The organism is Streptomyces sp. NPDC001135 (genome assembly GCF_053598395.1).
In genome coordinates, this window is the sequence record NZ_JBSFKD010000036.1 from 56,594 (window position 1) to 83,550 (window position 26,957).

At 70.4% G+C, this 26,957-nt stretch carries 26 protein-coding genes and 1 pseudogene; 12 read left to right on the forward strand and 15 right to left on the reverse strand.

All coding sequences use genetic code 11. The annotated features are described in order from the left end of the window. Positions 1-13 precede the first annotated feature (13 nt). The 7 genes from ACWC94_RS33660 to ACWC94_RS33690 form a co-directional block, all read right to left on the reverse strand. Entirely contained in the window at positions 14-223 is a 210-nt protein-coding gene (locus tag ACWC94_RS33660; protein WP_450801090.1) for a DUF6207 family protein, read from the reverse strand. Positions 224-480: 257 nt separating this feature from the next. Then, positions 481-756: a hypothetical protein gene (locus ACWC94_RS33665; RefSeq protein ID WP_450801091.1), complete on the reverse strand. Its 276-nt coding sequence runs from the start codon at positions 754-756 to the stop codon at positions 481-483. 318 nt (positions 757-1,074) lie between these two features. Continuing rightward, a complete protein-coding gene (locus ACWC94_RS33670) occupies positions 1,075-1,485 on the reverse strand; it encodes a PPOX class F420-dependent oxidoreductase (protein WP_450801092.1) in 411 nt (136 codons plus the stop codon). A gap of 308 nt (positions 1,486-1,793) precedes the next feature. After that, the gene (locus ACWC94_RS33675; RefSeq protein WP_450801093.1) at positions 1,794-2,231 is read right to left on the reverse strand and encodes a DUF4259 domain-containing protein; all 438 of its coding nucleotides are present in this window, start codon (positions 2,229-2,231) and stop codon (positions 1,794-1,796) included. A gap of 276 nt (positions 2,232-2,507) precedes the next feature. Next, entirely contained in the window at positions 2,508-2,987 is a 480-nt protein-coding gene (locus ACWC94_RS33680; RefSeq protein ID WP_450801094.1) for a hypothetical protein, read from the reverse strand. Positions 2,988-3,110: 123 nt separating this feature from the next. After that, complete coding sequence (locus tag ACWC94_RS33685; RefSeq protein ID WP_450801095.1) at positions 3,111-3,563, reverse strand: helicase associated domain-containing protein; 453 nt, start codon at positions 3,561-3,563, stop codon at positions 3,111-3,113. 161 nt (positions 3,564-3,724) lie between these two features. Next, complete coding sequence (locus ACWC94_RS33690) at positions 3,725-3,949, reverse strand: helicase associated domain-containing protein (protein ID WP_450801096.1); 225 nt, start codon at positions 3,947-3,949, stop codon at positions 3,725-3,727. Between the two features lie 959 nt (positions 3,950-4,908). On the opposite strand from ACWC94_RS33690, the gene ACWC94_RS33695 reads away from it, so the two are divergent. The 5 genes from ACWC94_RS33695 to ACWC94_RS33715 all read left to right on the forward strand — a co-directional run bounded on the left by ACWC94_RS33695 (position 4,909) and on the right by ACWC94_RS33715 (position 9,717). Further along, positions 4,909-6,021: a hypothetical protein gene (locus ACWC94_RS33695; protein WP_450801097.1), complete on the forward strand. Its 1,113-nt coding sequence runs from the start codon at positions 4,909-4,911 to the stop codon at positions 6,019-6,021. Positions 6,022-6,215: 194 nt separating this feature from the next. Continuing rightward, positions 6,216-6,380, forward strand: a complete 165-nt coding sequence (locus ACWC94_RS33700) for a hypothetical protein (protein WP_450801098.1) — start codon at positions 6,216-6,218, stop codon at positions 6,378-6,380. A 613-nt stretch (positions 6,381-6,993) separates the two neighbouring features. After that, complete coding sequence (locus tag ACWC94_RS33705) at positions 6,994-7,272, forward strand: hypothetical protein (protein ID WP_450801099.1); 279 nt, start codon at positions 6,994-6,996, stop codon at positions 7,270-7,272. Next, positions 7,269-7,445 (forward strand): hypothetical protein, encoded by a 177-nt coding sequence (locus ACWC94_RS33710; protein ID WP_450801100.1) that lies wholly within the window; start codon positions 7,269-7,271, stop codon positions 7,443-7,445. Before ACWC94_RS33705 ends, ACWC94_RS33710 begins: the two co-directional genes overlap by 4 nt. A gap of 124 nt (positions 7,446-7,569) precedes the next feature. Next, positions 7,570-9,717: an outer membrane protein assembly factor BamB family protein gene (locus ACWC94_RS33715; protein ID WP_450801101.1), complete on the forward strand. Its 2,148-nt coding sequence runs from the start codon at positions 7,570-7,572 to the stop codon at positions 9,715-9,717. A 763-nt stretch (positions 9,718-10,480) separates the two neighbouring features. On the opposite strand, the gene ACWC94_RS33720 is transcribed toward ACWC94_RS33715, so the two are convergent. From ACWC94_RS33720 to acs, 6 genes are all read right to left on the reverse strand, one after another. Next, the gene (locus tag ACWC94_RS33720; RefSeq protein ID WP_450801102.1) at positions 10,481-10,747 is read right to left on the reverse strand and encodes a hypothetical protein; all 267 of its coding nucleotides are present in this window, start codon (positions 10,745-10,747) and stop codon (positions 10,481-10,483) included. 82 nt (positions 10,748-10,829) lie between these two features. Then, positions 10,830-11,660: a 3-oxoacyl-ACP reductase FabG gene (fabG, locus tag ACWC94_RS33725; protein ID WP_450801103.1), complete on the reverse strand. Its 831-nt coding sequence runs from the start codon at positions 11,658-11,660 to the stop codon at positions 10,830-10,832. Continuing rightward, positions 11,657-12,721 (reverse strand): alpha/beta fold hydrolase, encoded by a 1,065-nt coding sequence (locus ACWC94_RS33730; RefSeq protein ID WP_450801104.1) that lies wholly within the window; start codon positions 12,719-12,721, stop codon positions 11,657-11,659. Before ACWC94_RS33730 ends, fabG begins: the two co-directional genes overlap by 4 nt. After that, the gene (locus ACWC94_RS33735; protein ID WP_191873995.1) at positions 12,718-13,065 is read right to left on the reverse strand and encodes a hypothetical protein; all 348 of its coding nucleotides are present in this window, start codon (positions 13,063-13,065) and stop codon (positions 12,718-12,720) included. Before ACWC94_RS33735 ends, ACWC94_RS33730 begins: the two co-directional genes overlap by 4 nt. Further along, positions 13,065-14,267, reverse strand: a complete 1,203-nt coding sequence (bktB, locus tag ACWC94_RS33740; RefSeq protein WP_450801105.1) for a beta-ketothiolase BktB — start codon at positions 14,265-14,267, stop codon at positions 13,065-13,067. The genes ACWC94_RS33735 and bktB overlap by 1 nt, the downstream gene beginning before the upstream one ends. 27 nt (positions 14,268-14,294) lie before the next feature. Continuing rightward, on the reverse strand, positions 14,295-16,244 hold the full coding sequence (acs, locus tag ACWC94_RS33745) for an acetate--CoA ligase (RefSeq protein WP_450801128.1): 1,950 nt from the start codon (positions 16,242-16,244) through the stop codon (positions 14,295-14,297). Positions 16,245-16,477: 233 nt separating this feature from the next. Between acs and ACWC94_RS33750 the strand changes: the two genes are divergently transcribed. From ACWC94_RS33750 to ACWC94_RS33775, 6 genes are all read left to right on the forward strand, one after another. After that, positions 16,478-17,551, forward strand: a complete 1,074-nt coding sequence (locus ACWC94_RS33750; protein WP_450801106.1) for a sensor histidine kinase — start codon at positions 16,478-16,480, stop codon at positions 17,549-17,551. Between the two features lie 28 nt (positions 17,552-17,579). Beyond that, positions 17,580-18,365 (forward strand): LytR/AlgR family response regulator transcription factor, encoded by a 786-nt coding sequence (locus ACWC94_RS33755; RefSeq protein ID WP_450801107.1) that lies wholly within the window; start codon positions 17,580-17,582, stop codon positions 18,363-18,365. Then, complete coding sequence (locus ACWC94_RS33760; RefSeq protein WP_191873999.1) at positions 18,362-18,709, forward strand: hypothetical protein; 348 nt, start codon at positions 18,362-18,364, stop codon at positions 18,707-18,709. Before ACWC94_RS33755 ends, ACWC94_RS33760 begins: the two co-directional genes overlap by 4 nt. Further along, the gene (locus ACWC94_RS33765) at positions 18,706-20,388 is read left to right on the forward strand and encodes a sodium/solute symporter (protein ID WP_450801108.1); all 1,683 of its coding nucleotides are present in this window, start codon (positions 18,706-18,708) and stop codon (positions 20,386-20,388) included. Before ACWC94_RS33760 ends, ACWC94_RS33765 begins: the two co-directional genes overlap by 4 nt. A gap of 190 nt (positions 20,389-20,578) precedes the next feature. After that, positions 20,579-21,283, forward strand: a complete 705-nt coding sequence (locus tag ACWC94_RS33770; RefSeq protein ID WP_450801109.1) for an adenylate kinase — start codon at positions 20,579-20,581, stop codon at positions 21,281-21,283. 156 nt (positions 21,284-21,439) lie between these two features. Further along, complete coding sequence (locus ACWC94_RS33775; protein ID WP_450801110.1) at positions 21,440-21,955, forward strand: hypothetical protein; 516 nt, start codon at positions 21,440-21,442, stop codon at positions 21,953-21,955. 130 nt (positions 21,956-22,085) lie between these two features. Here ACWC94_RS33775 and ACWC94_RS33780 read toward each other — a convergent pair whose 3' ends face one another. Beyond that, complete coding sequence (locus ACWC94_RS33780) at positions 22,086-22,454, reverse strand: hypothetical protein (RefSeq protein ID WP_450801111.1); 369 nt, start codon at positions 22,452-22,454, stop codon at positions 22,086-22,088. A 204-nt stretch (positions 22,455-22,658) separates the two neighbouring features. On the opposite strand from ACWC94_RS33780, the pseudogene ACWC94_RS33785 reads away from it, so the two are divergent. Beyond that, positions 22,659-22,781 (forward strand): annotated as a pseudogene (locus ACWC94_RS33785) (IS5/IS1182 family transposase); the annotation flags it as partial. A gap of 15 nt (positions 22,782-22,796) precedes the next feature. Here the strand turns inward: ACWC94_RS33785 and ACWC94_RS33790 are convergent. After that, the gene (locus ACWC94_RS33790; protein ID WP_450801112.1) at positions 22,797-26,954 is read right to left on the reverse strand and encodes an nSTAND1 domain-containing NTPase; all 4,158 of its coding nucleotides are present in this window, start codon (positions 26,952-26,954) and stop codon (positions 22,797-22,799) included. Between the last annotated feature and the right edge of the window lie 3 nt (positions 26,955-26,957).

Sequence of the window (26,957 nt, forward strand, 5' to 3'; positions counted from 1 at the left end):
CGACCGGAGAGTGCTACGCGTCGGGGGCTTGACGCAGGTCCAGGAAGCAGCGCAGGCGGACGCCGGGCTCGCCGGGATCCCGGGTCGTAGGGTCTGACGGAGCGATCGCGCACCGCGCGGCGAGCAGCTCCTGGACGGCGAGGGCAGTCTGGTCGTCGCAGGCCGCGATCTCCACCACGGCCAGACCCGGCTCCGCCACATGCGCTTCGTTGAACGGCCTCATGACCGGTATGACACACCGGTGCCCGCACGCGTTCTCCGTCCGGGCCGGGTTCACCTGACCGGGTAAGGCCCTGTGCGGCGGCCATTGACGGAAGCTGCGCCACGGGCCGGGCGAGGACCACGTACGTTCACGGGCCACTCCACACGATCAGCCTCTGTCCCGCGAGCCCCGGCCGCCCGGCGGCGTGATCCCGCTGTGAGCGGATCACCCTGACGGCGCACCCGCTCCGACCGCAGCACGGCCTGGCGCCTTGGCACTCAAGCGGTGCTGCGGGCTCGTGCTGGGCTGCTCTCCACGATCTCTCGTGCTGCGCGCAGACTGCTCGGGTGGTCCTCCAGCAGTCTGGTGGTGATCAGGATCGCTTGGATGATGCTGATGCCTTCGTCTTTCAGGTGTTGCTGAACTGCGTCCATGCCGACGTTTGTGGCCAGTAGCCTTCTGCACTCATCGATCTGCTTGCCGATCTGTCGCGCGCGTTCAGGGGTCAGCCCTTGAACGTTGGCAAGGAGTTCTTCCGCGGTGTGGCTTGGCATGTCCGCAATTCTCTCAGTGGCTCACCGCCGTTCACAGGAGGTTTTGCTCCCGCTGACTCGGTCACGCTTCGGCGCGAGTGACCTGCTGACGATCGGTCTTATCGCCTGATCGGGTGGAGCCGTGACCGGTCTCCCAGCGGGCCGCCCACCACGGATCGTGGCGCCTGCCGCGGATCTGCTGGGCGCGTCAGGCCTCTCGGACGGGCCCGCATGGGGCGGTCGACGCTGTCGGTGTACTCGCGCTTCTCCGCGTGGACACCGACAGTGCCGGGTGTCTTCATGCCCCGGCTATCGCAATGGCGCTCCGGTGATGATTGGTCAAGCGGTCGCGGTGCCGACCACCTTGGTCGGGCTGATACGGACGACAACACGGAGAACCTCTGCCGGGAGCTCAAGGTACTCCTGGCCGGCACCGGGGCCTTCGTACTGTTCGGCGAGGGCGACCGCTAGAGACCGGCCTGTGTCCTCGGTGATTGTGGCAAGGCCGCGTATCTCGACGTAACGCAACGGGTCGGCCGGATCGTAGACGGTCATGCTGGCGCGGGGGTCGCGGCGTAGGTTGCGTTCCTTGCGACGGCCGAAAGCGGTGGAGACGAGCAGGTCATCTCCGTCGCGGCCGACCCAGACCACCGACGTCTGCGGGCTGCCGTCCGGGTTAACAGTGGCGAGGACGGCGGGAACCGGCGCATCGAGCAGCGCCCGGACGGAATCGTTCAGCATGGCTGTCATTCGGGGGAAGGTATCTGCCGCCCGGCTCTCTCGCACATGGATTTGGCCGACTGAGAGGTCAGGCCAGGAAGCCGGGGTACGCCTTGCGGTTCAGGTGCTCCCAGGCGCCCTGCCGCCGCACCTCCCGCTACGGATCGCTCGGCCCGGCGCGAATGCCGCCCGCGCTCGTTCGTCGACCCGCCGGATCCGCAGCCACTGGATGCGGGACGGAACTGCAGGAGGGTCGTCTGCCGGTGATCCGGGTGCTGTCGGTTCTCGGGTTCTGGCTCAGGTTCTGACTTCTGTGGTCCGTGACTGTGGGTCACCGGTTAGATCTCGAAGAGGGCTTCCTCTTGTGGCGGGATCGGAGGGTCGAGGATATCGCGGAGGCGGGTGATGTCCTGGCGCCATTTCGCTCCGTCCGCGGCCTCGCCCCACAGCTCGGCGAGTTCAGACAGCTCAGCGACCACTTGGTCCAGGGCGTCGACGGCGAGCGTTCGAAGATCTGCCGGCAGCTCCGGCAGCGGCTGTGATGGGCCGTAGTCCGAGCACACGGGCTCGCCGTCAGGGTGTTGTGCGACCACCAGGGCTGCTGCGGCAACTGCTCGTTCGGCGTCGGGGGTATCCAGGTAGTCCGTAGCGTCGGCGGCGCGTATGAGGACTTTGCGGATCATGGGCTCACGTTCTTCCATGGTTGCCTCGTCCAGGCAGTCGGCGAAGTCGGCGGCGGTGTCGTTGTCGAAGGGACCGATGTCCCAGGTGCCCATATCTCTCCTCGCGCGGTCGTCTCGGGATCGTCGCACTGGCCACCGACAGTGACGTCAGGAGACAAGCAGTACCCGCTTGCGCAGGAGTTTGAAGCCAGCGCGCCCGTACATCGCCTGAGGCGGCCCATGGCCCCGCCCAAGGGCTGGGAAGACGAACTGACCAGGCGCTGTAAGGACGCACAGCAAGAAGGCTGACCCGACAGCAGGGCCGGAAAGGATCACCCCTGCCCGGCCCTGCTGCTGTGACTGCTTGCCCGAGTCGGCCCGTTGAGCATTTCACCTAGCCACTGTGGGTTCCCGGTCGGCTCCGAGATCGACGCGCATGGCGTCACGAAGTCGAGTGAGCGCAGCCTCGTACTCGGTGCGGCCACCCGAGTACGCCTCGTCCCCAGCGAGGGTGCCGGCCGCGGCGAGATCCCGCACGTCACGTAGTCGGCGGAAAGCGTCCTCGGAGGCGACGAATACGTTCGACGCGGCAGTGATCGACATCTGGTAGCGCACGCCGTAGCACGGAGCGAAGCTGTCGCGGGCGGAACGCTCTCGTTCGCCCAAGTCCAAGGTCTGGTTGCGGGCCAGGCTACGGAAGTCGTTGCGGGCCTGAGAGAGGCACGCGAGGTACTCGCTGTACAGGACACGTCGTGCGCTGATGAGGCGGTCATCCTGCTCCCGTCGCCAGCGGCTGCGGTCGAGTAACGCGGCGGAAGCGGTCGCGATCAAGGCGCCGACTACGGCACTGGCCAGTGTTGTCCAAGGCATGGCCAGAGGGTAGGGCGCGTGCCAGCATGCCAAAAGCGTGCTGAACGCCGAACGCTCAGCTGACTAACTCGACCCTCACTGGTCCAGCGAAGTGCCCAGTTACAGCTGATCGTCCGCGCGCCGTTACGCCCAGCACCTGCCGATGTTGGAGAGCTGCTCGATGCGTTCGGGGGCTAGTGTTGCGGCCCTGCTGCGCTGGTTCCCGATCCAGGCACCCAGTTTCAGCTCCCGTTCCTCCTGGTCGTCGCCGGTGATCCGTTCGATGTGCTTTCTGGGTACGCGCAAGTGTCCCTCGCGCTCGTAGTACTGCTTGGCGGCCGTGTAGTTCATCGCCCATTTGTCTGCCTGGCTGCGGCGAGGCTTGGGTTTCTCGTTCTCGTCTGCGGGTTCGATCCCGAGGATGTGTTCGCACATCCACTGCTGGACGGTTGTGAGCTTGTCCCAGCCGAGACGGACGGAGCGTACCCACCGGCCGAGGTCCTGGACCTGGTGCACGACGACGTCCGGCTCCATCGGGAGCTCGCCGCCGGCCTCGAGGTGCTGCCGGGTGAGGAGGAAGGCGCGCTGCCATTCCACTGGCCAGGCCGGGCACCATGAGGGGTCGATGTCCTCCAGCTGCTCGCGCCGCTCCTGCGACAGCGCGCCGGCCGCCGACTGAACCGGCAGGCCCTCGGCACGCCGCTGCTCGATCTCGGCGGCCTTGCGGGCGGCGGCGCGGGCGTTCTTAAGTCAGATGCCTACCTTGTAGCCCTGGTAGGTGGCGTCCAGCGGCGCGAGCAGGTGCCCGTTCTGCGCGGCCCACCCGCGCGCGGGGCGAGTCCTTCCTCCCATGCGACGTCGTAGTGCGACCAGATCATGCCCAGCTTCTGCAGCTGCTCGATGCGGTCGGCGTCCATGTCGCCGCAGGCGTGGAAGCGGCGGGCGTCGGCGATCCACTGCCCCTGTGGTGGACGTTGAGACACTGGAGTTCGGTGAGGACTGGGGACTGACTTGCCGTGTGCTGCCGATGTGGGATGCGCAGAGCGAGGTTGGGCATCCACTGCGGTTGAAGAAGTCGGAGCTCGCCTCCCTATTGCGGCTGATGGAGGCTCTGATGGCGCCGGGCAGGGCGCACCGGGACGGGCGGGTGACCCCAGCTGGTCTCCTGGGTGCCCGTAGGGGGCATGGTGCGGCGACGGACCGGTTGGCCCTGCTGTTGATGGTGCTGGAGGCGACGGAGAGGGGGCGGGTGCGGCTGCGTGGCGGCCGGGTCAGCAAGCGATACGGGCGGCCGGCGGCGACTCTGTCGGGGCTGCTGGGGTGTTCGCTGTCGCGGGCGGAGCGGGTGCTGGCGCGGCTGGAGGATGCCGGGCTGGTGGAGCGTCCGCGGAAGCAGACGGTGTCCGGGTTGCGGCAGGAGTCGCGGTTGGTGGTGCCGGCGGTGATGAGCGCGCACAGCTTCGGTGCTGGCGCCGGGACCGGCGGTCGTCAGGGGGGTGCTGATGCTTCTGCTGGCCATGTTGGAGACCTCGCAGGTACGGCATGGCCTAGTGAAGCGTGCTTGCCGCCGACGAAGCAGCAGGCCAGCGAGGCGCGTGAGCGCTGCGGCACTGATATGGGAGACCTCGCGACTACGGCATCCCTTCACGCTGATCACCCTCTTGTGGCTGATGTGTCTTCCCAAGGTGTTGGTGGTCTTGGGTTTTCCGGCTACGCCGATTCCGGTTCCTGTGGTCGGCCGGAGCGTGCGTGCGCGCACGAGGACCAGGCCGCGGATGCTGGCGTTGCGTCGTCCCAGCGGGCGCGGGCTGGGGATGGCCCGCTTCGCGGGGAAAACCAGGGAGATTGCGCAGGTGGGGGATTGCCGACGGAGGGCATGGGGTGCCGTTCGCGGCTGACGGTCGTGGATGGTGCTCGTGGACGGCAGCAGCGACAGCAGCGGGTGGCTGACCTTGACGATCTTCGTTTGCAGGTTGCTTTGGCGCCGGTGGCCTACCTGTGGAGGCAGCTCCGCGTCGGTCAGCAGGCCGTCGCCCGTCGCGCTGCTGAGCAGGCCCTTAGGGCGCTTTCGGGGATCGTGGACCCGACGGCAGCACCGCGCGTGCTCGCGGCCCGGCTCACCGACCGGCTGGAGGAGGTCGGGGGCGAGGCCCTGGTACGCGAGCCGATGGGCTGGCTGCTCGGCCGGGGCCTAGTCCAACGCCCTGCTTGCCCAGACCTGAGGTGCGACGACGGCATCCGCCTGGACACCGGCACCGACTGCCCGACCTGCGGAACCATCGTCCACACGCGCCGTGAGCTGCGGGCCCGGGTCAAGGCCCGGGCCGAGGCCGAGATGCGGTACGGCGATCTGGCTGCGCGCCGGGCCGCGACCGAGCGGCGTCTGCGCGAGGAAACCGCCCTTGAGGAGCAGCGGGCGCAGGTTCGCCGGGCCCAGGCCGAGCGTGAGGTTGGGCAACGTCAGCGGGCGATCGCGCGACGCCGTGCTCTCGAGGAGGAAGTGGAGCTGGCCCGCAGGCAGGCGCCATGTGCGGATTGCGGGCTGCCCGAATCCGCGGGTCTGTGCCCGGCGTGCTCCTACCGGCGGCGTACCGAGGAACTGGTGCGGGAGGCCGTCGACCTGGCAGTCGCCGTTCGGGCTGACCTGTCGGCCGCGGCCGCGGTTGCCGAGCTCATCCAACAGTGCGAGACGGACACCCGCGCCCTGCTGGCGGAGGCGTGCGAGCGGGCCTGCGGTCGGGACGCCGATCCGGCTTGGGCAGCGTTCACTGCGCCGCAGGTCGCGCAGCAGATTCGAGACGAGGTGCGCGCGGCTGCGCTGCGTCGGCTACTCGGGGCGCAGGAGGCGGTGGCGGAGGCCGACGCCGCGTATGACGCGTGCCTTCGGCGTCGCGGCCGCGGTGCCGAAGGGGCTGCTGAGCAGGCCGCGGAGGAGGCTGGCCGCCGTACCGCCGAGTTCCTCCTCCGCCGGCGCCTGGGCGAACTGCACGCTGTCCGCCAGCGCACAGCTGTGACGCATTCGGTCGCATGCCGGGAGGCGGTGGACGCTGCGTGACCGAGGTCGCTACGTCGATGCCCGACCACGAGAGGCATAACCGCGTGCCACGTGTCCTGAAGGCTCAAAGAGCGCTTTGCCCGGCCAATCTGGCCCAATGCCTCCGCTCAGTCGGCCATTCAGACTGCTGCCGTGCAGGGGGGAGGAGACGGGTCGAGACTGATTGTGGGCACTGGAACAAAGGAAGGCGAAACATGCCTGATAAGTTGTTGGACTTCGATTTCAAGCCGTTCAAGGTGGGAGACACAGTCCTTGTTGCCATCGGGGGCAGGATTCACGAAGGTAAGGTCAAACTTGCGGAATATGAAGAAATCGTGGTGAGTGCGGGCGCGGGCTTCCACGTGATCAGCGGCAAGTAACGCGAGAATGAGTATGGCAACATCGACAGCTGCTGGTTCGATGCTGTGGCGCGTCGATCGACGTATCTGACGCCCCTTGCCAGCATCACGCTGCCGTCGTGAGGCTCACCGGCCCTGACTGGTAGGAACATTGAGACGAAAGCTGACGCCTGTACGCGGAGTAACGGTCTGTGTCGCAGATAACGGGCCGAGCTGGCGCGCTGGCCAACCGGCCAGCTAAGGATCCCTAGTCGGCGTCGGGGGCGCGCTGCTGGGGGGGCCGACATGGTGGTGGGGGAGAGGGCTTTGGTGTCGGATGGGTGCTTTGGTCGAGAACCTCGCCTGTATCGGCCTGTAGGCCGAAGAGAGCTGGCAACGACGACCACAACCGGGCGCGGCTGACGTACCGCAGCCCGTTTCGCCGCCGGAAGAATCACTTCATGCAGTACGGCCGCGCTCTCCTGCGCATGCTGGTCGGCCCAGCTCGTGATCTTCATGGCGATTTTGAAAGGGCCGACAGAGCCACCATCACGGGTGGATCTCCCTGATTGGGGATGCCGAAGACGTGCGCGGACTTCTCAACCGGCTCCGAGCCGTCAGCTGAAGCAGGCCGGCTCCAGCTGTCAATCAGTCAGTGGTCATATGTCGTGCGCATTCTTCCCTGCCCGCCGGCGGTGACCTGGTCTGGGTCCGGGTCAGTCCGTGGCGGGCGGTGGTCTGCGATCCCGAACTGACCCGCCGGGCCCTCGTCGACGACCGGACCTTCGACAAGGGTGGGGTGTTCTACGACCGGGTCCGGGAGGTGGTGGACGACGGCGTCCTCACCTGCCCCCACCGCGACCACCGACGCCAGCGCTGCCTGGTCCAGCTGGCCTTCCGCCCCACCCAACTGGCCAATAGGCACAGGCGATGACCACACACATCGACGCGCTCGCCGACTCCTGGCACGACGGCCAGGAGATCGACGTCCTGCCCGCGATGCAGACCCTCACCGCACGGGTCGCCGCCGCGACCAGCTGCAGCGAGCGGTGGACGAAGTCGGTCGCCGCGGTGAGGGCTTCGGCAGTCGTCGTTGCCGCACCCTGACCGCAACGGAGCTGAGTCATCAGACAAGATCCGCTTGTAGACGGACCCTGGAACGGTCCCACCAGTAGGTAGGATTTCGCCAACCCGCCCCACAAACCTTGTACGTGGTGGGCTCGCGGGCCAAGTGCGAGGATGGGCGATTTTGGCCGAACGGATAATCGCGGGCCGTTACCAACTGAAGCAGCTGCTGGGCCGCGGCGGGATGGGCGAGGTGTGGGCGGCACACGACACCGTGATCCGACGTCACGTCGCGGTCAAGGTGCTCCACCCATCCGGAGGTGACGAGGGGACCGACCTGTTTCTCCGCGAGGCACGCACGGCCGGCGGTCTGAACCACCCCGGCGTGGTCACCATCTACGACACCGGCCAGGATTCCGACGGCACCTTGTATCTCGTCATGGAGCTGCTGCAGGGACGGGATCTGTCGGCCGTCCTACGTCACGAAGGCCTGCCAGCGCTCACTGACGCGATCAGCTGGGCCGCACAGACCGCTGACGCCCTGGCCGCCGCCCATGCGGCCAGGATCGTGCACCGCGACCTCAAGCCAGCCAACCTCATGCTCACCCTTACCGGCACCATCAAGATCCTCGACTTCGGCATCGCCCGCTACACCTCCACCGTCACCCAGGCCAGCCGCATCATCGGCACCCCCCACTACATGCCGCCCGAGCGGCTCCTCGGCAAGGCTGGCGACGGCCGCGCCGACCTGTACTCGCTCGGCTGCCTGCTGCACGAACTCCTCACCGGCTCCACCCCCTTCAGCGACCTCGACACGGTTGCGCTGATATACGCGCACCTGCACCGCGCTCCCGAACCCCCTAGCGCCCGAAGCCTCGGTGTCCCGGCAGCCCTCGACCAGCTCGTCCTGGACCTGCTCTCCAAAGACCCCGAAAACCGCCCTGCCACCGCCGGCCAAGTCCGTGACCGTCTCCGTGCACTCACCACCGCGCCCCCCTCAGTGTCGCGTCCGGAACCGGCCACGGCGATGGAACGCGCATCTGAAGCGACGCTGCCGGTCCTCTCCGAGCCAGTCGGAACGGCACACGCCAGCACAGCACGCGAGACGTCACCGGGCGCCACTACCGTGGCTTACCCGGACTCCGCGAAACGACCGGAGCTGACAGCCACTCTCTCCGAGCCGCTGCCCCCGCACAGCTGGCGCGCCTCGCCACCGCCCACGGCTAGGACGGTACGCGCCCTCCCCCCAACAAAGTGCTTCCCAGGCACCACCAGCACCCCGTGGACTTACGAGGTCAGCGAGGAGGACTTTCTCTCCTCGCCGGTGCTCGCCGACGGCACGGTCTACATCGGCAGTAGCCGCGGCCGGGTACACGCCCTGGACGCCGCCACCGGCGCTGAGCAGTGGACCCACACCACCCGCGGCCGCCTCGACTCCTGCTCATCGCCCGCAGTCGTCGGCGGAACCGTCTACATCGGCACTAGTCACGGCCTTGTGTATGCCCTGGATGCCGCCACCGGCAAGGAGCAGTGGACCTACACCACCCGCGATGACCGGTTCTGCTCCCCTACGGTCGTCGGCGGAACCGTCTACATCGGCAGCGATGAACGCAAGGTGTACGCCCTGGACGCGGTCACCGGCAGCGAGCAGTGGATCCAGACCATACGTGGCAGCGTCAGCTCCTCGCCTGCGGTCGTCGACGGAACCGTGTTCCTCAGTAGTAGCGACGGCCGCGTGTACGCCTTGGACGCCATCACCGGCACCGAGCGATGGACTCACCGCGCCGACGCCTATGAATCCTCCTCGCCTGCGGTCGGCAACGGCACCGTCTACTTCAGCAGCGGTGACGGCCTTTTCTATGCGGTGGACGCCTCCACCGGCGCCCAACGCTGGACCCAGGCCGCCGACTGCTCCAGTTCCTCATCGCCCACAGTCGCCAACGGAACCGTTTACGTTGGCGGCTTGGGGGACTGCCTTTTGTACGCCCTGGACGCCGCCACCGGCACCAAGCGATGGACCATCGCAGGCCTCACCGACTCCTGGAAGCCCGAGGACGACAACGACGACCTCGCCTACTTCGACGACGTCCTCTCCTCGCCCGTGGTCGTCGAGGGAATCGTCCACATCACCAGCCATGACGGCGAAATGTTGCATGCCCTCGATGCTGCCACCGGCGCCAAGCAGTGGACCCACACCTCCCGCGACGGTGTCCTCAACACTCCCGCGGTCGCAGACGGTACGGTCTACATCACCAGCGAAGGGGGCAAGGCGTACTCCTTGGACGCCGCCACCGGCACCGGTCCGACCACCTGACGCTGTGATGTCCGCAGCTCCACTGCTGTGAGGTCGCACCGTTGTTGCGGTGACCGCATGCCGGTGACCTGCGGTGCCGCAGATGGATTGCGACGGGTTCTGGACCCTGCTCGGGCCGTTTGACCTGCGGTCCTGCGGGTTGGGTGAGACTGCCGCAGTTGCGGTGAGAACGCCTACTGCGGGGTGCTAGGGGAGTGCGCCGGAAGGTGATCATGGACGCAGCTCGGGGAATGCCTCCTCCCAGACGTCCTTGATGGCCCTGCTGATGAGCTTGTGGAGCACTGGCCAAAGCTCAAGCAGGATGCCTCTGTTGAGGAAACGGCATAGGTCGTCACGTACGCCGAGGACGCCTCCCGCGTACGCACCGGCACCGCTCCACGCACCGCGAAGCCCTCCACGCCTACCTGAAGGGCACGACCCCGAACCGGCTGCGCAGCGGGCGTTGCAACAGGCCGAGAAAGCCAAGGACTGGGGCTTCGCCATGCCGCCGGCCGGAGGCGGGGGCCGGGCCCCTGCCGAAGCCCGGGCGGTCGGGCGCGGGACCGCGGCCTTCGGCCCCGGCGCGGTGGCTACCGGCGCAACCCGGCCAGGCGTCGCCCGGGGACGTGCCCTCGCCGGTCACGGCGACCGCTCTTCCCCGTTCCTCCCCGGAGAAGCGGAACGCCGAGGAGGGGTGGCCGGTCCGGCCGAGCCAGAACCGGCGGACGCAGCAGGCCGAAGCCGGTGGCCTGGACGGCGGCCACCGGCTGGCGAGCGCCTCGGGTCAGCCCAGGAGCTGACGGAGCACACCGGCCGATATGGCGTTGAGCTCCTTGCCGAGGCCGGTCTGCGTGCGCGCGGTCTCCGCGACCCAGTCGGCACTGGCCTGCGCGGCCTGCTCCTGCACGCGTACCGCGGCGACCACCGACTTCTCACAGGCGTCGACGACCGCCAGGCCGGTCTGCCTGACGGCGTGACGGTACTTGTCCTGGACGTCCGCCAGGTCGCGTACCGCCCGGTCGAAGCCGGTGCCGTACTCCTCTGCTCTCATGCCCTGCATGAACACCTCCTGTTGGGTGGGTCTTCCTGGATGGCCCCTCCCGGGCGGGCCGCCCGGGAGGGGAGTCGGCGGTTCACATGTCGAGGCCTCCGTTGACGCCCCAGACCTGTCCGGTGATGTACGCGGAGGCGTCGTCGGCTAGGAAGCGCACCAGCCGGGCCACCTCCTCGGGACGGCCGAGCCGGCCCAGCGGGACCTGGCCGACGATGCGGTCGAGCACCTTGGCCGGGATGTGCTCCAGCATCTCGGTGGCGATGAAGCCGGGGGTGACGGCGTTGACCGTGATGCCGGGCCCGTACGGGTCCTGCCGGCCGGTCTTGGCCAGCTGGAAGGCGGCTTCCCGGGCGAGGGTCTTGGTGAGGCCGAACAGGCCGGACTTGGCGGCCGCGTAGTTGGCCTGGCCGATGTTGCCGGTCTCCCCGATGACGGAGGAGATCATGACGATCCGGCCCGAGCCCTGCTCGACCATGGCGCCGAGCGCCGCCTGTGCGAGGTAGAAGGGGCCGGAGAGGTTGACGTCCAGCACCTGCTGCCAGTCGGCTTCGGCCATCCGGGCCACGGTGCGGTCGATGGTGATGCCGGCGTTGTTGACCAGGATGTCGATCCGGCCGTGGCGTTCAACGACGTCCGCGACCAGGCGGCGGCAGTCCGCGGGGGAGCTGACGTCGGCCTGGTGGGCGCCGACCCGCTCCGCGTCCGCGCCGAATTCGGTGCGGCACCGGTCGACGAAGTCGCGGGCACGCCCGGTGTTGCCGGCGTAGGCGGCGGCGACCGTGGCTCCCGCGCCGGCCAGGCCGCGGCTGATGGCGGCGCCGATGCCGCGGGTGCCGCCGGTGACGAGGGCCACCCGGCCCTTCAGGCTCTGGTCGGCGGTGGCGGTGACGAAGGGGGCGGTGATGGTCACGAGGTGCTCCTTGCGGGGGTGGAATCCGAGCGGGCGGCGAGCCAGCCGGCGATGTCGGGCCAGATCCGGTCCCGGGCCTTGGAGCCGGCCATGAGGCCGATGTGCCCGCCCGGGCGGTCGAAGTGGGTGACGTCGGTGGAGCCGACGCGGTCGAGGAAGGGCAGGGTGCCCGCGCGCGGGGCGATGTGGTCCTGGGCGGCGGTCACCACGAGCACGGCGGCGTCGATCCCGGCCGGGTCCACGCGCCGCCCGCGCAGCCGGAGGGTGCCCGCGGCGAAGCGGTTCTCCTGGTACAGCCAGGTGATCCACTCCCGGTAGGCGCGCGCCGGGAACGGCGGGTTGTCGGCGACCCAGCGCGCCATCGACTGGAAGGCCTCCCGGTCGACGGTGCCCTGCTCCACCTGGTCCCACAGCCTGCGGTAGGTGGTGACGTAGTTGCCCACCGGCTTGAGCATCTTGTTCGCCCAGTCGATGGCATGCCCCGGGATGACCCGCAGGTCCGCCAGGGTGGCCACGTCGTAGGTGCCCGCCGTGACCCACTGCCGGTACACCGAGCCCTCGGTGTCGAAGGGCATGGTCAGCAGGACGGTGTTGGCCACCGGACCAGCGGGGTACAGCGCCGCGTACATCGCGGCGAACGCCGCGCCCATGCACCAGCCGACCAGGGACACCCGGTCGCCGCCGGAGCCGCGCAGCACCCGCCGCACCGCCCAGTGCAACTGGTCGCAGACGTAGTGCTCCAGTCCGCGGTCGGCGTCCTCCTCGTCGGGTACGCCCCAGTCGAGCAGGTAGACGTCGAATCCCTTGGCCAGCAGGAACTCCACGAAGGAGTTCCCCGGCCGGAGGTCGAACACGTCCGGCCGGTTGATCAGCGCGAACACCAGCAGCACCGGAACGGGGTGGCGGCGCCGGTCGCTGCGATAGCGGTACAGGGTGGTCGTGCGGTGGGTCCAGACGACGTCGCGGGGGGTGGCCGCGACGTTCGCCTGGTCCGCGGTGAGGACCAGATTGGCGGCCTCGGCCATCACCCGGGCCGGGCGCAGCGGATGCCGGACGGTCATGTTCCGGCCCCCTCACCGGCCGCCCCGTCCGCCAACTGGTCGCGCAGGTCCTCGACCTCCTGCAGGACACGCTCCAACTTGTCCTCGGTCCGGGCCAGCTGGCGGCCGAGGCGGGTCACGTCGGAACGCCCGGCCAGCCGCATGTTGCGCAGCATCAGGTCGCAGGTCTCCCCGCTGATGCGGGTCAGTGCGGCGAAGTTGCCCGCGGTCAGGCCCAGCAGCTCGGCGAAGGCGCTTCCCGAGACGAGCTGCTCGGTGGCTTCGGCGGCCTGCTGCTCCATGGCCTCGTACCAGTCGCGGAAGGGCTTCTGGGCCCAGTCGCCCAAGGGGTTCCCGGTCGCCATCACACGCCTCCCTCACGCTCGAACAGTGCGGCGATGCCCTGGCCGCCCCCGATGCACATCGACACCACGGCGTAGCGGCCGCCGACGCGGCGCAGTTCGTGCAGCGCCTTGACGGTGAGGACGGCTCCGGTGGCGCCGACCGGGTGGCCGAGGCCGATGCCGCTGCCGTTGGGGTTGGTGCGCTCGGGCGGCAGGCCGAGCTCGCGCGTGACGGCCAGCGCCTGGGCGGCGAACGCCTCGTTGACCTCGTAGACGTCGATGTCGTCGACCTTCAGGCCGGTGTCCTCCAGCAGGCGGCTGATCGCGGGGGAGGGGCCGATGCCCATGTAGGCCGGCTCCACTCCGACGTGGCGGTACGCCACCAGGCGCGCGAGCGGCTTCAGACCGCGCTCCTCGGCGACGGCCGCGTCGGCCAGGACGACGGCCGCGGCCGCGTCGTTGATGCCGGAGGCGTTGCCCGCGGTGACCGTGCCACCGGGCTTGAACGCCGGGCGCAGCTTGGCGAGGTCGGCCTCGGTGATGCCGGGGCGGGTGTGTTCGTCGGCGCTGACGTGGACCGTGCCCTTGCGGGTGGTGATCTCCACCGGGACGATCTGCTCGGTGAAGCGCCCTTCGGCGGTCGCCGCGGCGGCCCGGTGGTGGCTGGTGAGCGCCAGCTGGTCCTGGTCCTCGCGGGAGACCTCCCAGCGCTCGGCGACGTTCTCGGCGGTGATGCCCATGTGGACGCCGTCGAAAGGGTCGGTGAGCGCCGCCACCATGGCGTCGAGGATCTGCCCGTCGCCCATCCGGGCGCCCCAGCGGGCCTGCGGGAGCCAGTAGGGGCCGCGGCTCATCGCCTCCGCGCCGCCGCCGACGGCCACCCGGCAGTCACCCAGTGCGATGCTCTGGGCGGCGGAGACGACGGCCTGCAGGCCGCTGCCGCACAGCCGGTTGACGTTCATGGCCGGGACCGACACCGGCAGGCCGGCCTGCACGGTCGCGACGCGGGCCAGATACAGGTCGCGGGGTTCCGTGGGGATGACGTGGCCGAAGACCACCTGCCCGGCGTCCTCGGGAGCCAGGCCGCTGCGGTGCAGCGCCTCGCGGGTGACCAGGGTGGCCAGGTCGGCCGGGGGGACGTCGGCGAGCGCGCCGCCGAACTTGCCGATGGGGGTGCGGACACCGCTCAGCACGACGATGCCGTGGTTGTTGTGGTTCTGCATGGGAATGCCGGTCCTCGCCTCGTGAGGTCAGTGGGTGGGCTGGGTGACGGCGGAGGTGAGGGCGGCCAGCACGCCGGGTTCGCCGAGCGTGGTGACGTCGCCGGCCTCCTGGCCGGTGAGCAGGTCGCGCAGCAGGCGGCGCATGATCTTCCCGGAGCGGGTCTTGGGCAGGCCCGCGGTGAAGACGATCTTCTTGGGCCGGGCCAGCTTGCCGATGCGGACCGAGACGTGCTCGCGCAGCTCGGCCTCCAGCGCCGGGTCGCCGGGACGGCCGTCGGCCGGGGTCACGAAGGCCACCACGGCCTGGCCGGTGAGCTCGTCCGGGACCGCGACCACGGCCACGTCGGCGACGGCCGGGTGCGCCGCGACGGCCGACTCCATCTCGGCGGTGGACAGCCGGTGGCCGGAGACGTTGATCACGTCGTCGGTGCGGCCGAGGATCCAGAAGTCCCCGTCCTCGTCCAGCCGGGCGGCGTCGCCCACCACGTAGGTGTCCTCGCCGAAGTGGGAGAAGTAGGTCTTCACATAGCGCTCGTCGTCGCCGTACAGGGTGCGGAGCATGCTGGGCCACGGCTCGGTGAGGGTCAGCAGTCCGGTCCCTTCGGTGACCGGGGCGCCGTCGGCGTCGACGAGCGCGGCGGAGACGCCCGGCAGCGGACGGGTGGCCGACCCCGGCTTGGTCCCGGTGGTCCCCGGCAGCGGCGCGATCATGATGCTGCCCGTCTCGGTCTGCCACCAGGTGTCCACGATCGGGCAGCGGCCGCCGCCGATCACCCGGTGGTACCACTGCCAGGCGGTGGGGTTGATCGGCTCGCCCACGCTGCCCAGCAGGCGCAGCGAGGACAGGTCGTGGCGGCCCGGCAGCTCCTCGCCCCAGTTCATGGCCGCGCGGATCGCGGTGGGCGCGGTGTACAGCTGGCTGACGCCGTAGCGCTCCACCAGCTCCCACCAGATGCCCCTGTGCGGGTAGTCGGGCGCGCCCTCGAACAGCACCGAGGTGACACCGTTGGCCAGCGGGCCGTACACGAGGTAGCTGTGCCCGGTGATCCAGCCGATGTCGGCGGTGCAGAACCAGACGTCCTGGGAGGGGTCCAGGTCGAAGACGATGCGGTGGGTGTAAGAGACGCCGGTCAGGTAGCCGCCGGTGGTGTGGACGATGCCCTTGGGCGCGGCGGTGGAGCCCGACGAGTAGAGGATGAACAGTGGGTGCTCGGCGGGCAGCGGCAGGGCGGGGCAGACCGGGTCGGCGGCGGCGCACAGGTCGGCGTACCAGCTGTCGCGGCCGGGCCGCATGGGGCACGGCGCCCCGGTGGCGCCCACGACCACGACGTGCTCCAGACCGGGCAGCGTCTCCAGGGTGTCCTCCAGCGCCTGCTTGACGGCGCTGACGCGCCCCTTGCGGCGTGCGCCGTCCACGGTGACCAGGACCTTGGCCCCGCAGGCCGCCATCCGTTCGCCGACCGCCTGCGGCGCGAAGCCGCCGAAGGCGACGTTGTGGACGGCGCCGATCCGGGCGCAGGCGAGCATCGCCACGATGGCCTCGGGGACCATCGGCAGGTGGATACCGACCACGTCACCGGCGGTGACGCCGAGTGCCTTGAGCGCGTTCGCGAACCGCTGCACCTCGGCGAGCAGCCCGGCGTACGTGATGGTCCGGGTCTCGCCCTCCTCGCCGTGCCAGTGGTAGGCCACGCGCTCGCCGAGTCCGGCGGCCACATGGCGGTCGAGGCAGTTGGCCGACGCGTTCAGCGTGCCGTCGGTGAACCAGCGGTGGAACGGCGCCTCGGTGTCGTCCAGCACCGTGGTGAACGGCTGGTCCCAGGACAGTCGGCGGGCCTGCTCCGCCCAGAAGCCGAGCCGGTCGGCGGCGGCCTGCGCGTATAGGGGCTCGGCGTCCGCCCACGGCCGTCGGCCGGTGGCGTGCTGCGTCGGGAACGGGCCGGTGGTGGTCGTCGGGACGTGCTTCGGGTGCTTCAGGTGCGGAGTGCGGTCCGTCACGGTGTTGCTCCTCTGCCGTGTGATGGTCGCGGCTCCGCCGGTTCGTCTCCTCGGCGGAATGCCTGGTACCGACCTTGCGCCCGGCCGGCGCGTGGCCGGAAGGCCGCTGCGACGGGGCGCGCACCGTCCGCGACGAGCGGTCCCCGCGGCGCGACGAACGGTCGGCCGGCCGGTCGACGGCGCGGCGGGCCGCGTGGTCGTACGGTGAGTAGGTGATCGGTGTCCACCCGTCGGGGCTCAGACATCGGCGTGGTCCGCTCGGAGCCAGCGGCGCCGACGTGGCCGCCGTGCTGCGGTCCGCCCGGGAGATGGCCGACGAACTCGCCGACGGTCTCACGCCCCGGGCCGCCGACCGGGTCGCACGCCGGGCCCGCAGACTGCTGGCCGCCGACGGCGTGGTCTTGTGCGACCTGTCGGGACCGCTCGGTGCCGCCGGGAAGGTGCGCGGGGACGCGCGCGAGCTGGCGGAACGGGCCCTCACCGACGGCCGCCCGGTGCGCGGTGGTGGCGCCGTCGCCGCCCCGCTGCTCACCGGTGCGGAACCGCTGGGGGCGCTGGTGGTCGCCGGCGACGAGAGCGCGGCCGATCAGGCGGAGGCGCTCGCGGACTGGCTGGGCGAGGCCCTGGAGCGAGCCGTGCTCGGCCTCGCGAGAGAGGAACTCGCGCTGGCCGAGCTGAGCCGCCTGCGCGCCCAGATCTCGCCGCACTTCCTCTACAACGCGCTGTCCGCGATCGCGTCCCTCGTGCGCTCCGACCCGGAGCGGGCCCGGGACCTGCTGGTGCAGTTCTCGGAACTGGCCCGTTACGCCTTCTCCGGGCGCGGACAGTTCACCACCGTCGCCGAGGAGTTCCGTGCCATCGAGGTGTACCTGCAGCTCGAACGGGCCCGCTTCGGACCCCGGCTGTCGACCTGGGTGCGGGTCGCCCCCGAGGTACTCCCGGTCACGTTGCCGTTCCTCACCCTCCAGCCCCTGGTGGAGAACGCCATCCGGCACGGCATCGAGCCGCGGCCGGGCGGCGGGACGGTGACCGTCACCGGTGCCGCCCTGGGCCCCGACTGCACCATCACCGTCGAGGACGACGGCGCGGGCATGGCGCCGGAGCTGGCGGAAGCGGTGCTGAGCGGGCGCGGCGAGCGTTCCGGGATCGGCCTGGCCAACGTCGATCAGCGGCTCCGTACCCTGTACGGCCCGGAATACGGGCTGCTGGTAGAGACCGCGCCCGGCGCGGGTACCCGGATCACCTTCCGGGTGCCGTTGTCCTCACCGGGAATGGCGACGAGGTGACCGGGATGATGACCAGGGAACTGGGGAGATGACCGGGGAACTGTCGGTGCTGGTGGTCGAGGACGAGCCGCTCAGCCTCGACGAACTGGTGCACCTGCTGCGCGGCGTCCCCGGCGTGGGGCAGGTGGCCTCCGCCCCCGACGCGATGTCCGCGCTCAAGCTGCTGCGCGACCGGGAGTTCGACGCCGCCTTCCTCGACATCGGCATGCCCGGACTGGACGGCATGGAGCTGGCCGCGGTGCTCTCCCGGCTGGCGCGGCCGCCCGCGGTCGTCTTCGTCACGGCCTCCCAGGCGCACGCGATCGACGCCTTCGGGATCGGAGCGGTGGACTACCTCCTCAAGCCCGCCTCCGTCGGACGGGTGCGGCAGGCGCTGGAGCGGGTCGGCCGGGCCCGCGCCGCTTCCGCCACCCCGGGAATCCCTGCCGGCGCGCCGCCCGAGCCAGCCGGTGACCTGGCCGTGCTCAAGGTGGAGTCCGCGGGCCGCACCCGGTTCGTGCGGCGGGAGCAGGTGCGGTTCGTGGAGGCGCACGGCGATCATGTGCGGCTGGACACCCGGGACGGCCGGTTCCTGGTCCGCATGCCGCTGTCCGCTCTGGAACACAGCTGGTCCCAGGCCGGGTTCCTGCGGGTGCACCGGAGTTTTCTGCTCGCCCTGCGGGCGGTCGAGGACCTGCGGACCGACGCCGTGGGCCAGCTGGTCGCGCACACCGCCGGCGGCGACGTCCCGGTCAGCCGCCGCCACGCCCGCCACCTGAAGGAACAGCTGTTCGCCGCGGCCCGGGAGGGCCGGGTCGGCGGGGCACGGCGATGAGCCGACCGCGCCGCGTGGCGGTGGTGAGCCCCCAGACCCGGCTGGCCCTGGCCCGGCGTTCGGCGGCCGGTCGGCACCTCGTCCTGCCCCCGGACTTCGACGCACGCGCCGCCCGGCGCGCCTATCTGCGCCAGCGCCGCCTCGCCGGCGCCACGGTGCTGACACTGGCCACGCTGCTGCTGGCCCTGCCGCTCCTGATCGCCACCGTGCCGCAGCTGGGCACGGTCCGGCTCGTCGGCGTCCCCTTGTCCTGGCTGCTGGTCGGCGTCTTCGCCCACCCCCTGCTGCTGCTCGCCGCCGTGGCCCTTCTGCGCCGTACCGAGCGGGCGGAGCGGACGCGATGACCATCGCCCTGATCTCCTTGGTGGCGCTGGCCGCGCTGGGCATCGGAATGTTCAGCGTGCGGGTGGTGCGCAGCACGGGCGACTTCCTGGTCGCCGCCCGGAGTGTGTCCCCGGCGCTGAACGGAGCCTCCATCGCGGGGGAGTACCTTTCGCTGGCCTCCTTCCTCGGTGTCGCCGGCCTGGTACTGGGCAGCGGTGTCGGTGTGCTCTGGTTCCCGGTGGGCTTTACCGCCGGATACCTGGTGCTGCTGGTCGCGGTCGCGGCGCCGCTGCGGCGCTCCGGCGCCTACACCGTGCCCGACTTCGTGGAGAACCGGCTCGGCTCGCCGCCCGCCCGGCGTCTGGCGGGCATGGCCGTCCTGCTGATCGGCTGGACCTATCTGGTGCCGCAGTTCCAGGGCGCCGGCCGCATCCTGGACCGTTTCGGTGGTGTGCCGTACCCCTTGGCCGTGCTGCTCGCGGGCACCCTCGTGGCCGTGACCGTGGCGCTGGGCGGCATGCGCTCGGCGACCTACGTCCAGGCCTTCCACTACGCCGTGAAGCTGTTCTTCCTGGCCGTGCCCGCGCTGGTGCTGATCGTCGCGGTCGGACCGGCCGGGCGGTCCGCGGCCGTGCACCCGGAGCGCGGCACCCGCTTCCCGCAGGCGACGACCGTCGAGTTCCACGTGCCCGCGGTCCTCCAGGTGCGCAGCCCGGTCACCGTCACCGTCGACGACCGGACGGCCGCCTGGGCGCCGGGACGCCACCCGGTCGCGGACGGCACGCGGGTGCGCTTCTCCCGAGGAGCGCCGGTTCCCCAGGTGCGCGGCACCGAGGAACTGGGCGGTCCGGCCTGGCGCACCCCCCTCCTGCACCTGCCCGGCAGCACACATCCCCTGTTCCAGACCTGGTCGCTGCTGCTGGCCACGGTCCTGGGCACCGTGGGTCTGCCGCACATCCTCGTACGACTGCACACCAGCCCGGACGGCAGAGCCGCGCGCCGCGCCGTGGTGGTCACCCTGGCCCTGCTCGGCCTCTTCTACCTCGCCCCGGCCGTGTACGGGCTGCTCGGCCGGACGGTGGTCCCGCAGCTGTACCTCACCGGCCCCACCGACACGGTGGCCTTGGTCCTGCCCGGCGCGGTGCTGGGGCCGCCGTGGGGCGCCGCGCTGTCGGCGGTCGTCGCGGCCGGCACCTACGCCGCCTTCCTGGCCACCTCTTCGGGGCTGCTCCTGGTGGTGGCCGGCAGCATCGGCCACGACCTGCGCACCGGCTCGCTGCGCGATCTGCGGATGACGGTCGTCCTGGGAGCGGCGGTGGGGGTGCTGCTGGCGCTGCCGGCGCGCTCGCTGGAGATCGGCGTCGTGGTCGGCTGGGCCTTCGCGATCTCCGCGTCCACGCTCTGCCCCCTGCTGCTCCTCGGGATCTGGTGGCGCGGGCTGACGGCGGCGGGTGCCGGTGCCGGACTCGTGGTCGGCGGGGCGTCGGCCGCCGGAGCCGCGGCGATCTCGGCGCTGGGCGCGGTCCCCGCGGGCTGGCCCAGGACCCTCTGCCTGCAGCCCGCGGCCTGGTCGGTGCCGCTGGCCTGCACGGTCATGGTCGCCGTCTCCCGGCTGGGGCGGCCTCCCGCCGGTGCCGAGGACCTCATGCTGGCCATGCACGTGCCCGAGTCTGCGGAGCCGGTGCGGCGCGGGCGCTGACGCCCGCCGGACATCCGCCGCCCCGGGACGATCCGCGTCGCCTGCCGCCTGCCGCCTGCCGACGCCGACCATTCGTCGCGGTCCGGCGACCGTTCGTCGTACCCGGCTCACCCCCGGTCGGACCGTCCTTGCCCGCCGGGGGGCCGCCGCACACGGTGGGCACACCGGCACGCACCACGAAAGGCACCTCATGGACCTCCTCCTCATCGGCCCGCCCGGCGTGGGAAAGGGCACCCAGGCCGCCCGGCTGCGGCAGGCCCTGGGCGTCCCCCACCTCTCCACCGGAGACCTGCTGCGCCGACATGTCGCGGAAGGCACCCGGCTCGGCGCCGCAGCCGCCGCACACATGCGGCGCGGGGACCTCGTCCCGGACGCCTTGGTGACCGAGATGGCCCTGGACCAGATCCTCGGCCCATCCTGCGCGGCGGGCGTGGCGCTGGACGGCTTTCCGCGCACCCCCGCGCAGGCCGAAGCCCTCGACAGCGCACTGGCCGGCCAGAGGCGGGAGCTCGCCGCAGTACTCCATCTCACCGCTCCCGAGGAAACGCTGCTCCGCCGCCTGACCGGACGTCGCACCTGCCGTGGCTGCGGGGCCAGCTATCACCTGGACGCCAACAGGCCGCGGGCTGCGGGACGGTGTGACATCTGTGGGGACCGCCTCGTCCAGCGGGCCGACGACACGGCGGAGATCGTCCGCGCGCGCCTGGTGGTCCACACCCGGCAGACGCAACCGCTGCTCGAGCGCTACCGGCGGGCCGGTGTTCTCCACGAGATCGACGGCTGCGGAGACGTCGACGACGTGACCCGGCGCCTCCTGGCCCTTCTTGGACAGGGTGCTCAGTGCCGCGTACGGACCGGCAAGGGCCTCGTCACGTGGAGCTGGTCCCGTCACTGAGGCGGCGTCGACCCGCCGAACCCCTCTCCGAGCGTGGGTCCGTACGCGGGCCCCCGCGCTCCCGCCCGGCCGGGCAGAGTCAGCCGCCGTCGCCGAGGCCCGGCCGTGCCGCCGGTGGGCGAGTTGCCGACGGCGTGCGCCAGGCCGGTGAGGGGTGTGGTCGCGGACGCCCAGCAGTGGCAGCTGCACTATGGCCAGGTCACCTTGGAGGACGACATCCCGTTGACGGAGCGAGCCTGGCGCTACAGCACGGCGACCTTCCTAGAACTGTGCCTGCCCGGCCCGACGGTCGCCGCGCTGCTGCGGGGCGATGAGAGGGACGTCCACGGCCTCCACGTCGCCTCCCCCGGCCCGCCGTCCTCCAGCGCCTCCACCCACCAGCTGCGCGGCCAGGAGGAGTGGGGCCGGGTGACCACGCCATGGCCGCGCACAGAGTGGACCATCAGCCGGGACACCAGCGCTCTCCAGACCGGTTACGGCCTGCTGGTCGGGGACGGCCCCTCCTTCCTGAACTTCGACCAAGCCCTGAGCGCCTTCCTCCACCAGCGCCCTCACGACAGCAACGCGAACCGTGCGGACCTGTGGCGCATCGTCCAGCCGCAGCGTGCGGGCTGGTTTCCGCAGATCACCATCGGGCCCGACCTGGCAACCAGCATGAGATCAATTCGTTAGCCAACATCAACACGCAGGCGCAGGCCGTCCAGCGCCTCATAGCGGGCCCTGAGACCTTGCACGTGCGGGCCGGACAGCCCACGCCAGCGGATCTGCCTCGCTTCGCACTGGCGTCTCGGCGCGGCCCACCTCACCTACCTGCTCGGCGGTGCCGCCACCTGCGACTGGTCAACACGCCCGACGAGTTGTCCTCGAAGTAGAACCAGTTGTCACCGTTCTCCGCGGAGAAGATGTACTGGCCGTCGTCCTCGTCTGTCTCGGCGACGGCGATCGAGGACGCTTTGTCGTGAAGGGCCCCGTCCACCTTTCTGGTGTCTGCGTCCAGGGTGACCTGCGCCCCGGTGAAGTCCGCGTGCTCGTAGAGCGTCGCCTTCCACCCGGACGGCACTCGGACGGAGGAGATGCAGTCGTTCATGGACGGGGCGAGCTTGTGGCGTCCCTGGTCGAGCGTGGCGCTCTTGCTCTTGTAATCGACGTCGGCGTAAACGGTCACAGGCATGGGGGACCATCCCTTCTCGTAGTGTTACTAAATGAGCACTATAAGTAGCGGTACTGTTCACGGTTCGTCGAGCGCCCGTTCTCGCTTGCGCACTCCAAAGCACCAGGCGCGTGGGCGACAAACCTTCAAGCGGTGGTCGATGGTTCGTGCGGAGCGCCGACGGACACAGCAGCAGGGGTCTCGGGCCCGGCGATGCCGGTGGCCGTCGAGCGGTGCATCAACCGTCTCAAGCAGTGGCGCGGCCTGGCCACACGAACCGACAAGTTCGCGATCGCCTACCAGGCCGCACTCCACCTCGCCGCCATCCTCATCTGGACGCGACGCTGACCACAGAGACAGAACCTAGTGGCTGGCAGGGCAGACGCGGGCGGACGTGTGCTCTGGGAGGTACTGCGCGCGCTCCTGCGGGGTCAGGTCACGGTTCACGGCTCGGCAGATGTCCTGGACCAACAGGGCCGGCCGGGGCACCGCGGCATTCCAGAGGCGCACGGTGTGGTCGTCACTGCCGGAGGCGAGGGAGCGGCCGACGGGGCTGAACGCCACCGCGTTCACCGGGCCGGTGTGACCCGTGAGGACGGAGCGGACGGTGCCGGTGTCCACGTCCCACAGGCGCACAGTGTCGTCGCTGCTGCCGGAGGCGAGGGCGTGTCCGTCCGGACTGAACGCCACCGCGTTCACCGGGCCGGTGTGACCCGTGAGGACGGAGCGGACGGTGCCGGTGTCCACGTCCCACAGGCGCACAGTGTCGTCGCTGCTGCCGGAGGCGAGGGCGTGTCCGTCCGGACTGAACGCCACCGCGTTCACCCGGTCGGTATGGCCTCGCAACGTGGCACGCACTTTACGTGTGGCCATGTCCCACAAATACACGTTGTCATCGAGGCCGCCGACAGCCACCGTGTGCCCATCCGGACTGACCGCCACAGCCCCGAGACCGTTGTCCGCGAAGAAGACGGATCCCGCGCTTCTCCTCGCCGTCACGTTCCACAGCCGCATGTTGGTGTCCGAACCGACCGAAACGAGGGCGCGACCATTCGGAGCGAACGCCACTGAATACACCGGATCGGTGTGGCCGTTCAGAATCGCTCGCGTTCTTCCGGTGGTCATGTCCCACAACCGCACGGATTTGTCGTAGCTTCCTGTGGCGAGGGTGCGGCCGTCCGGGCTGAACGCCACCGCGTCCACGATGTCGGTATGGCCCGACAAGGTGGCCCTCGTCCTGCGGGTGTCCGCGTTCCACAGGCGTACGGTGTGGTCGTCGCTGCCGGAGGCGAGGGTGCGTCCGTCCCGGCTGAACGCCACCGACTCCACCGCGTTCGTATGGCCGGTCAACGTGGAGCGGCTCTCTGCCGGAGCGATGTTCCACAGACGCACGGTCTGGTCGTCGCTGCCGGAGGCGAGGGTGCGTCCGTCCCGGCTGAACGCCACCGACCTCACCGTGTCGGTATGGCCCTTGAAGGTGGAGACGACCTTGCGGGTGGTCACGTTCCACAACCGCACTGCGTCGTCGGCACTGCCGGTGGCGAGGGAGCGTCCGTCCGGGCTGAACGCCACCGCACTCACCCAGTCGTCGAAGGAGGTCAGTGTGGCCTGGCTCTTTTCGGTGGCCACGTCCCACAACCGCACCGAGTCGTCGGCACCGCCGGTAGCGAGGGTACGGCCGTCCGGGCTGAACGCCACCGACCCCACTGCGTCGGTATGTCCCTTCAAGGTGGCGATTGCGGTGCCGGTGGCCGCGTCCCACAGTCGTACGGTGTGGTCGTCGCTGCCGGTGGCGAGAGTGCGGCCGTCCGGGCTGAACGCCACCGACTCCAGGATGTTGGTGTGTCCCTTCAAGGTGGCGCGCGTGGCGTGTGTGGCCATGTTCCACAGTCGTACGGTGTGGTCGTCACTGCCGGTGGCGAGAGTGCGGCCGTCCGGGCTGAACGCCACCGACCCCACCGCGTCGGTGTGGCCTTTCAGCACCGTGAGCGTCTTCCCCGTGCTCGCATTCCACAGCCGCACGGTTCCGTCGCCGATGCCGGCGGCCACAGTGCGGCCGTCGGGGCTGAACGCCACCGCGTCGACCCAGTCGGTGCTGCCCTTGAGCGTGACACGGGTCGTACCGGTGGCCGCGTCCCACAGTCGCACGGTCTGATCGGCGCCGCCGGTGGCCAGGGTGCGGCCGTCCGGGCTGAACGCCACCCCGTACACCCGGCCCGTGTGGCCGAGCAGACAGCGCCGGAGCGGCAGTTCCGCGGCTTGGGCGAGGCTGTCGATCGATTCACGGGTGGCACTGGTGCGGTAGGCCGCCACCGCCAGGAGCGCGGCTCGGTCGGGCTGCGTGCCGATGGACTCGCCTGCCTGTATGGCCAGTTGCCGGGACAGTGCTGCCTGCCGTTCGGTGATCGCCGTATGCCACTGCCAGATGACTGCTGCAGCCGCCACGAGGACGAGGGCGAGCAGGGACCCAAGGATGGCATTGAGGCGTCTGCTGCGCCGGATGGTGGCCTGCTGCTGATGCTTGCTCGCGGTAAGGAAGTTGGTCATGTCTTCCGGTAGGTGACGTCTCTGTGCCCACTCAAGGCCTTCCGCGAGGGCCGTTCCTCTGAGCAGGTCGGTGGGATCCTCGCTGCCGGCCCAGCGGGCGCGCTGGTGGCGGGTCCGTTCGAACCACTCGCGGAACCGGTGGTCCTGGGCCACCCAGTCGCGCAGGGTCGGCCAGTCGTGGATCAGTGCGTCGTGGATCAGTTCGGCCACGGGCTCAGCCGTGCGCGTCTCGGAGGATTCCGAGACCTGGGGCGTGTAGGTGGTGATGACGCGATGCCGGACGAGTACGGCCAGCACTTCGTCGACCGTCTCCTTGCCCGCGGATGCGCTGCCGGGGTCGGCGGCAAGCTCGCGCAGTTCCCCAAGGGGGACCTGTTCCCGGATGGCGGGGATGTGATGGTCGGGGTCGGCGGGACGTACCAGGGAGGTGAGGATGCGCTGCGCCACAGGGCGTTGCTCCGGGGACAACTGGTCGAGGACGGTGTCGCACCAGGTGGTCAGGCTGCCCGTGACTCCGCCGATGCGCCGGTAGGCGTCGCCGGTGAGGTATCCGTCGGTCCGGCGCTGCCACAGCTGGCTCAGCGCCAGTTCCAGCAGGGGGAGCACCGTGACCGGCGCTTGCCGGGTGGCGGCCACCTCCGGTGTGATGGCCAGCACGTCGGTGATGATCCGCTCGGGCAGTCCGTGCTCCATGCGGGCGCCCACCGCTTCGGCGGGCCGGGTGATGATGTCGTGCAGGTCCTGCTCACTGAGGGTCCTGGGGATGTTGAGGAGGCCGGGCACCGCGGCTTCCAGCAGCTTCGGCGCCAGGGCCGCCTGCTGCGGGTAGAAGTCGTCCCGCATGATCAGGATCACGCTGAGCTTGTTCTGTGACTTGACCGCCGTGGTGATCTGGTCCGTCGCGGCCAGGCGCCGCTCGACGACGCCGCTGTCGGCGGGCACGCTGAGAAGTTCTTCGAAGGCGTCGATGATCAGGACGATGCGTTCCACAGCGGGTTCCGCCGCCAGTGTGCGGGTGACGGCCGCCGCAATTCCGTCGTCGGCGGCCCCCGGCAGCCCCGCGCCATCCAGCTCGGCGAGCAGGTCCTGCCGCGGACGGGTGACCACGGCCAGCCACCTGTCGCTTCCCGGAAGCGCGCCCTTGGCCAGCGCGGGAACGACACCGGCCTGTACGAGCGAGGATTTGCCCGAGCCGGAAGGACCGAGGAGCAACGTCACGCGGTGCTCCTGCAGGTTCGTCAGCACCTGACGTACCGCGCCCGTGCGGCCCTCGTACCACTGAGCGTCCTCCGCGGTAAACGGCTCCAGCCCCTGGTAGGGGCACACATCCTGGAAAGTCAGTTCCGGGCAGACGTCGCGAAGGGTCGTGGTCGGCGTGACGTAAGCGATGTCGTGGCCTCGTTGGTAGGCGTCGGGTGCCGTGATCTCGGTCAGCATGCCGACCACCAGGCCGGTGAACTCGTCCACGACGGGGCCGCCGCTGAAGCCGGTGGTCAGGTCGTTCGCGGCCGTCAACTGCAGATGGCCACGCCCGCCCTCCGTGGTTGGCAGCAGATCGCCGGCCGTGCCGTAGCCGAAGTGGCCGCCGGCCGGAGCCTGCGCGGGGAAGCCGAACGAGCGCACCCGGTGCCCCCGGCCGCAGCCCGCAGAGCCCAGCGGCAGCGGTCGCGCACCGGTCGGTGTGCCGGTCAGCCGGACCACGGCCACGTCCACGTCCTCGGGGGCCCGCCAGGATTCGTCCAGGACGAGGCCCTCGACCCGGTGAGCGCCGTCCACATGAGGGAAGCTCACGGACAGCCGCTGTCCGGGGCCTGCTCCGGCGGCTTCCACCACGTGTGCGCACGTGACTAGGAGGTCCTCGGTGACCAGGAAGCCGGCCCCGGTGACCTCGCCGTGGGACCCCAGTACCTGGGCCACGGAGTTCCACAGTTCCGACAAGGGGCCGCGGCCCTCGCCCTTGTCGTCGATGATCATGGG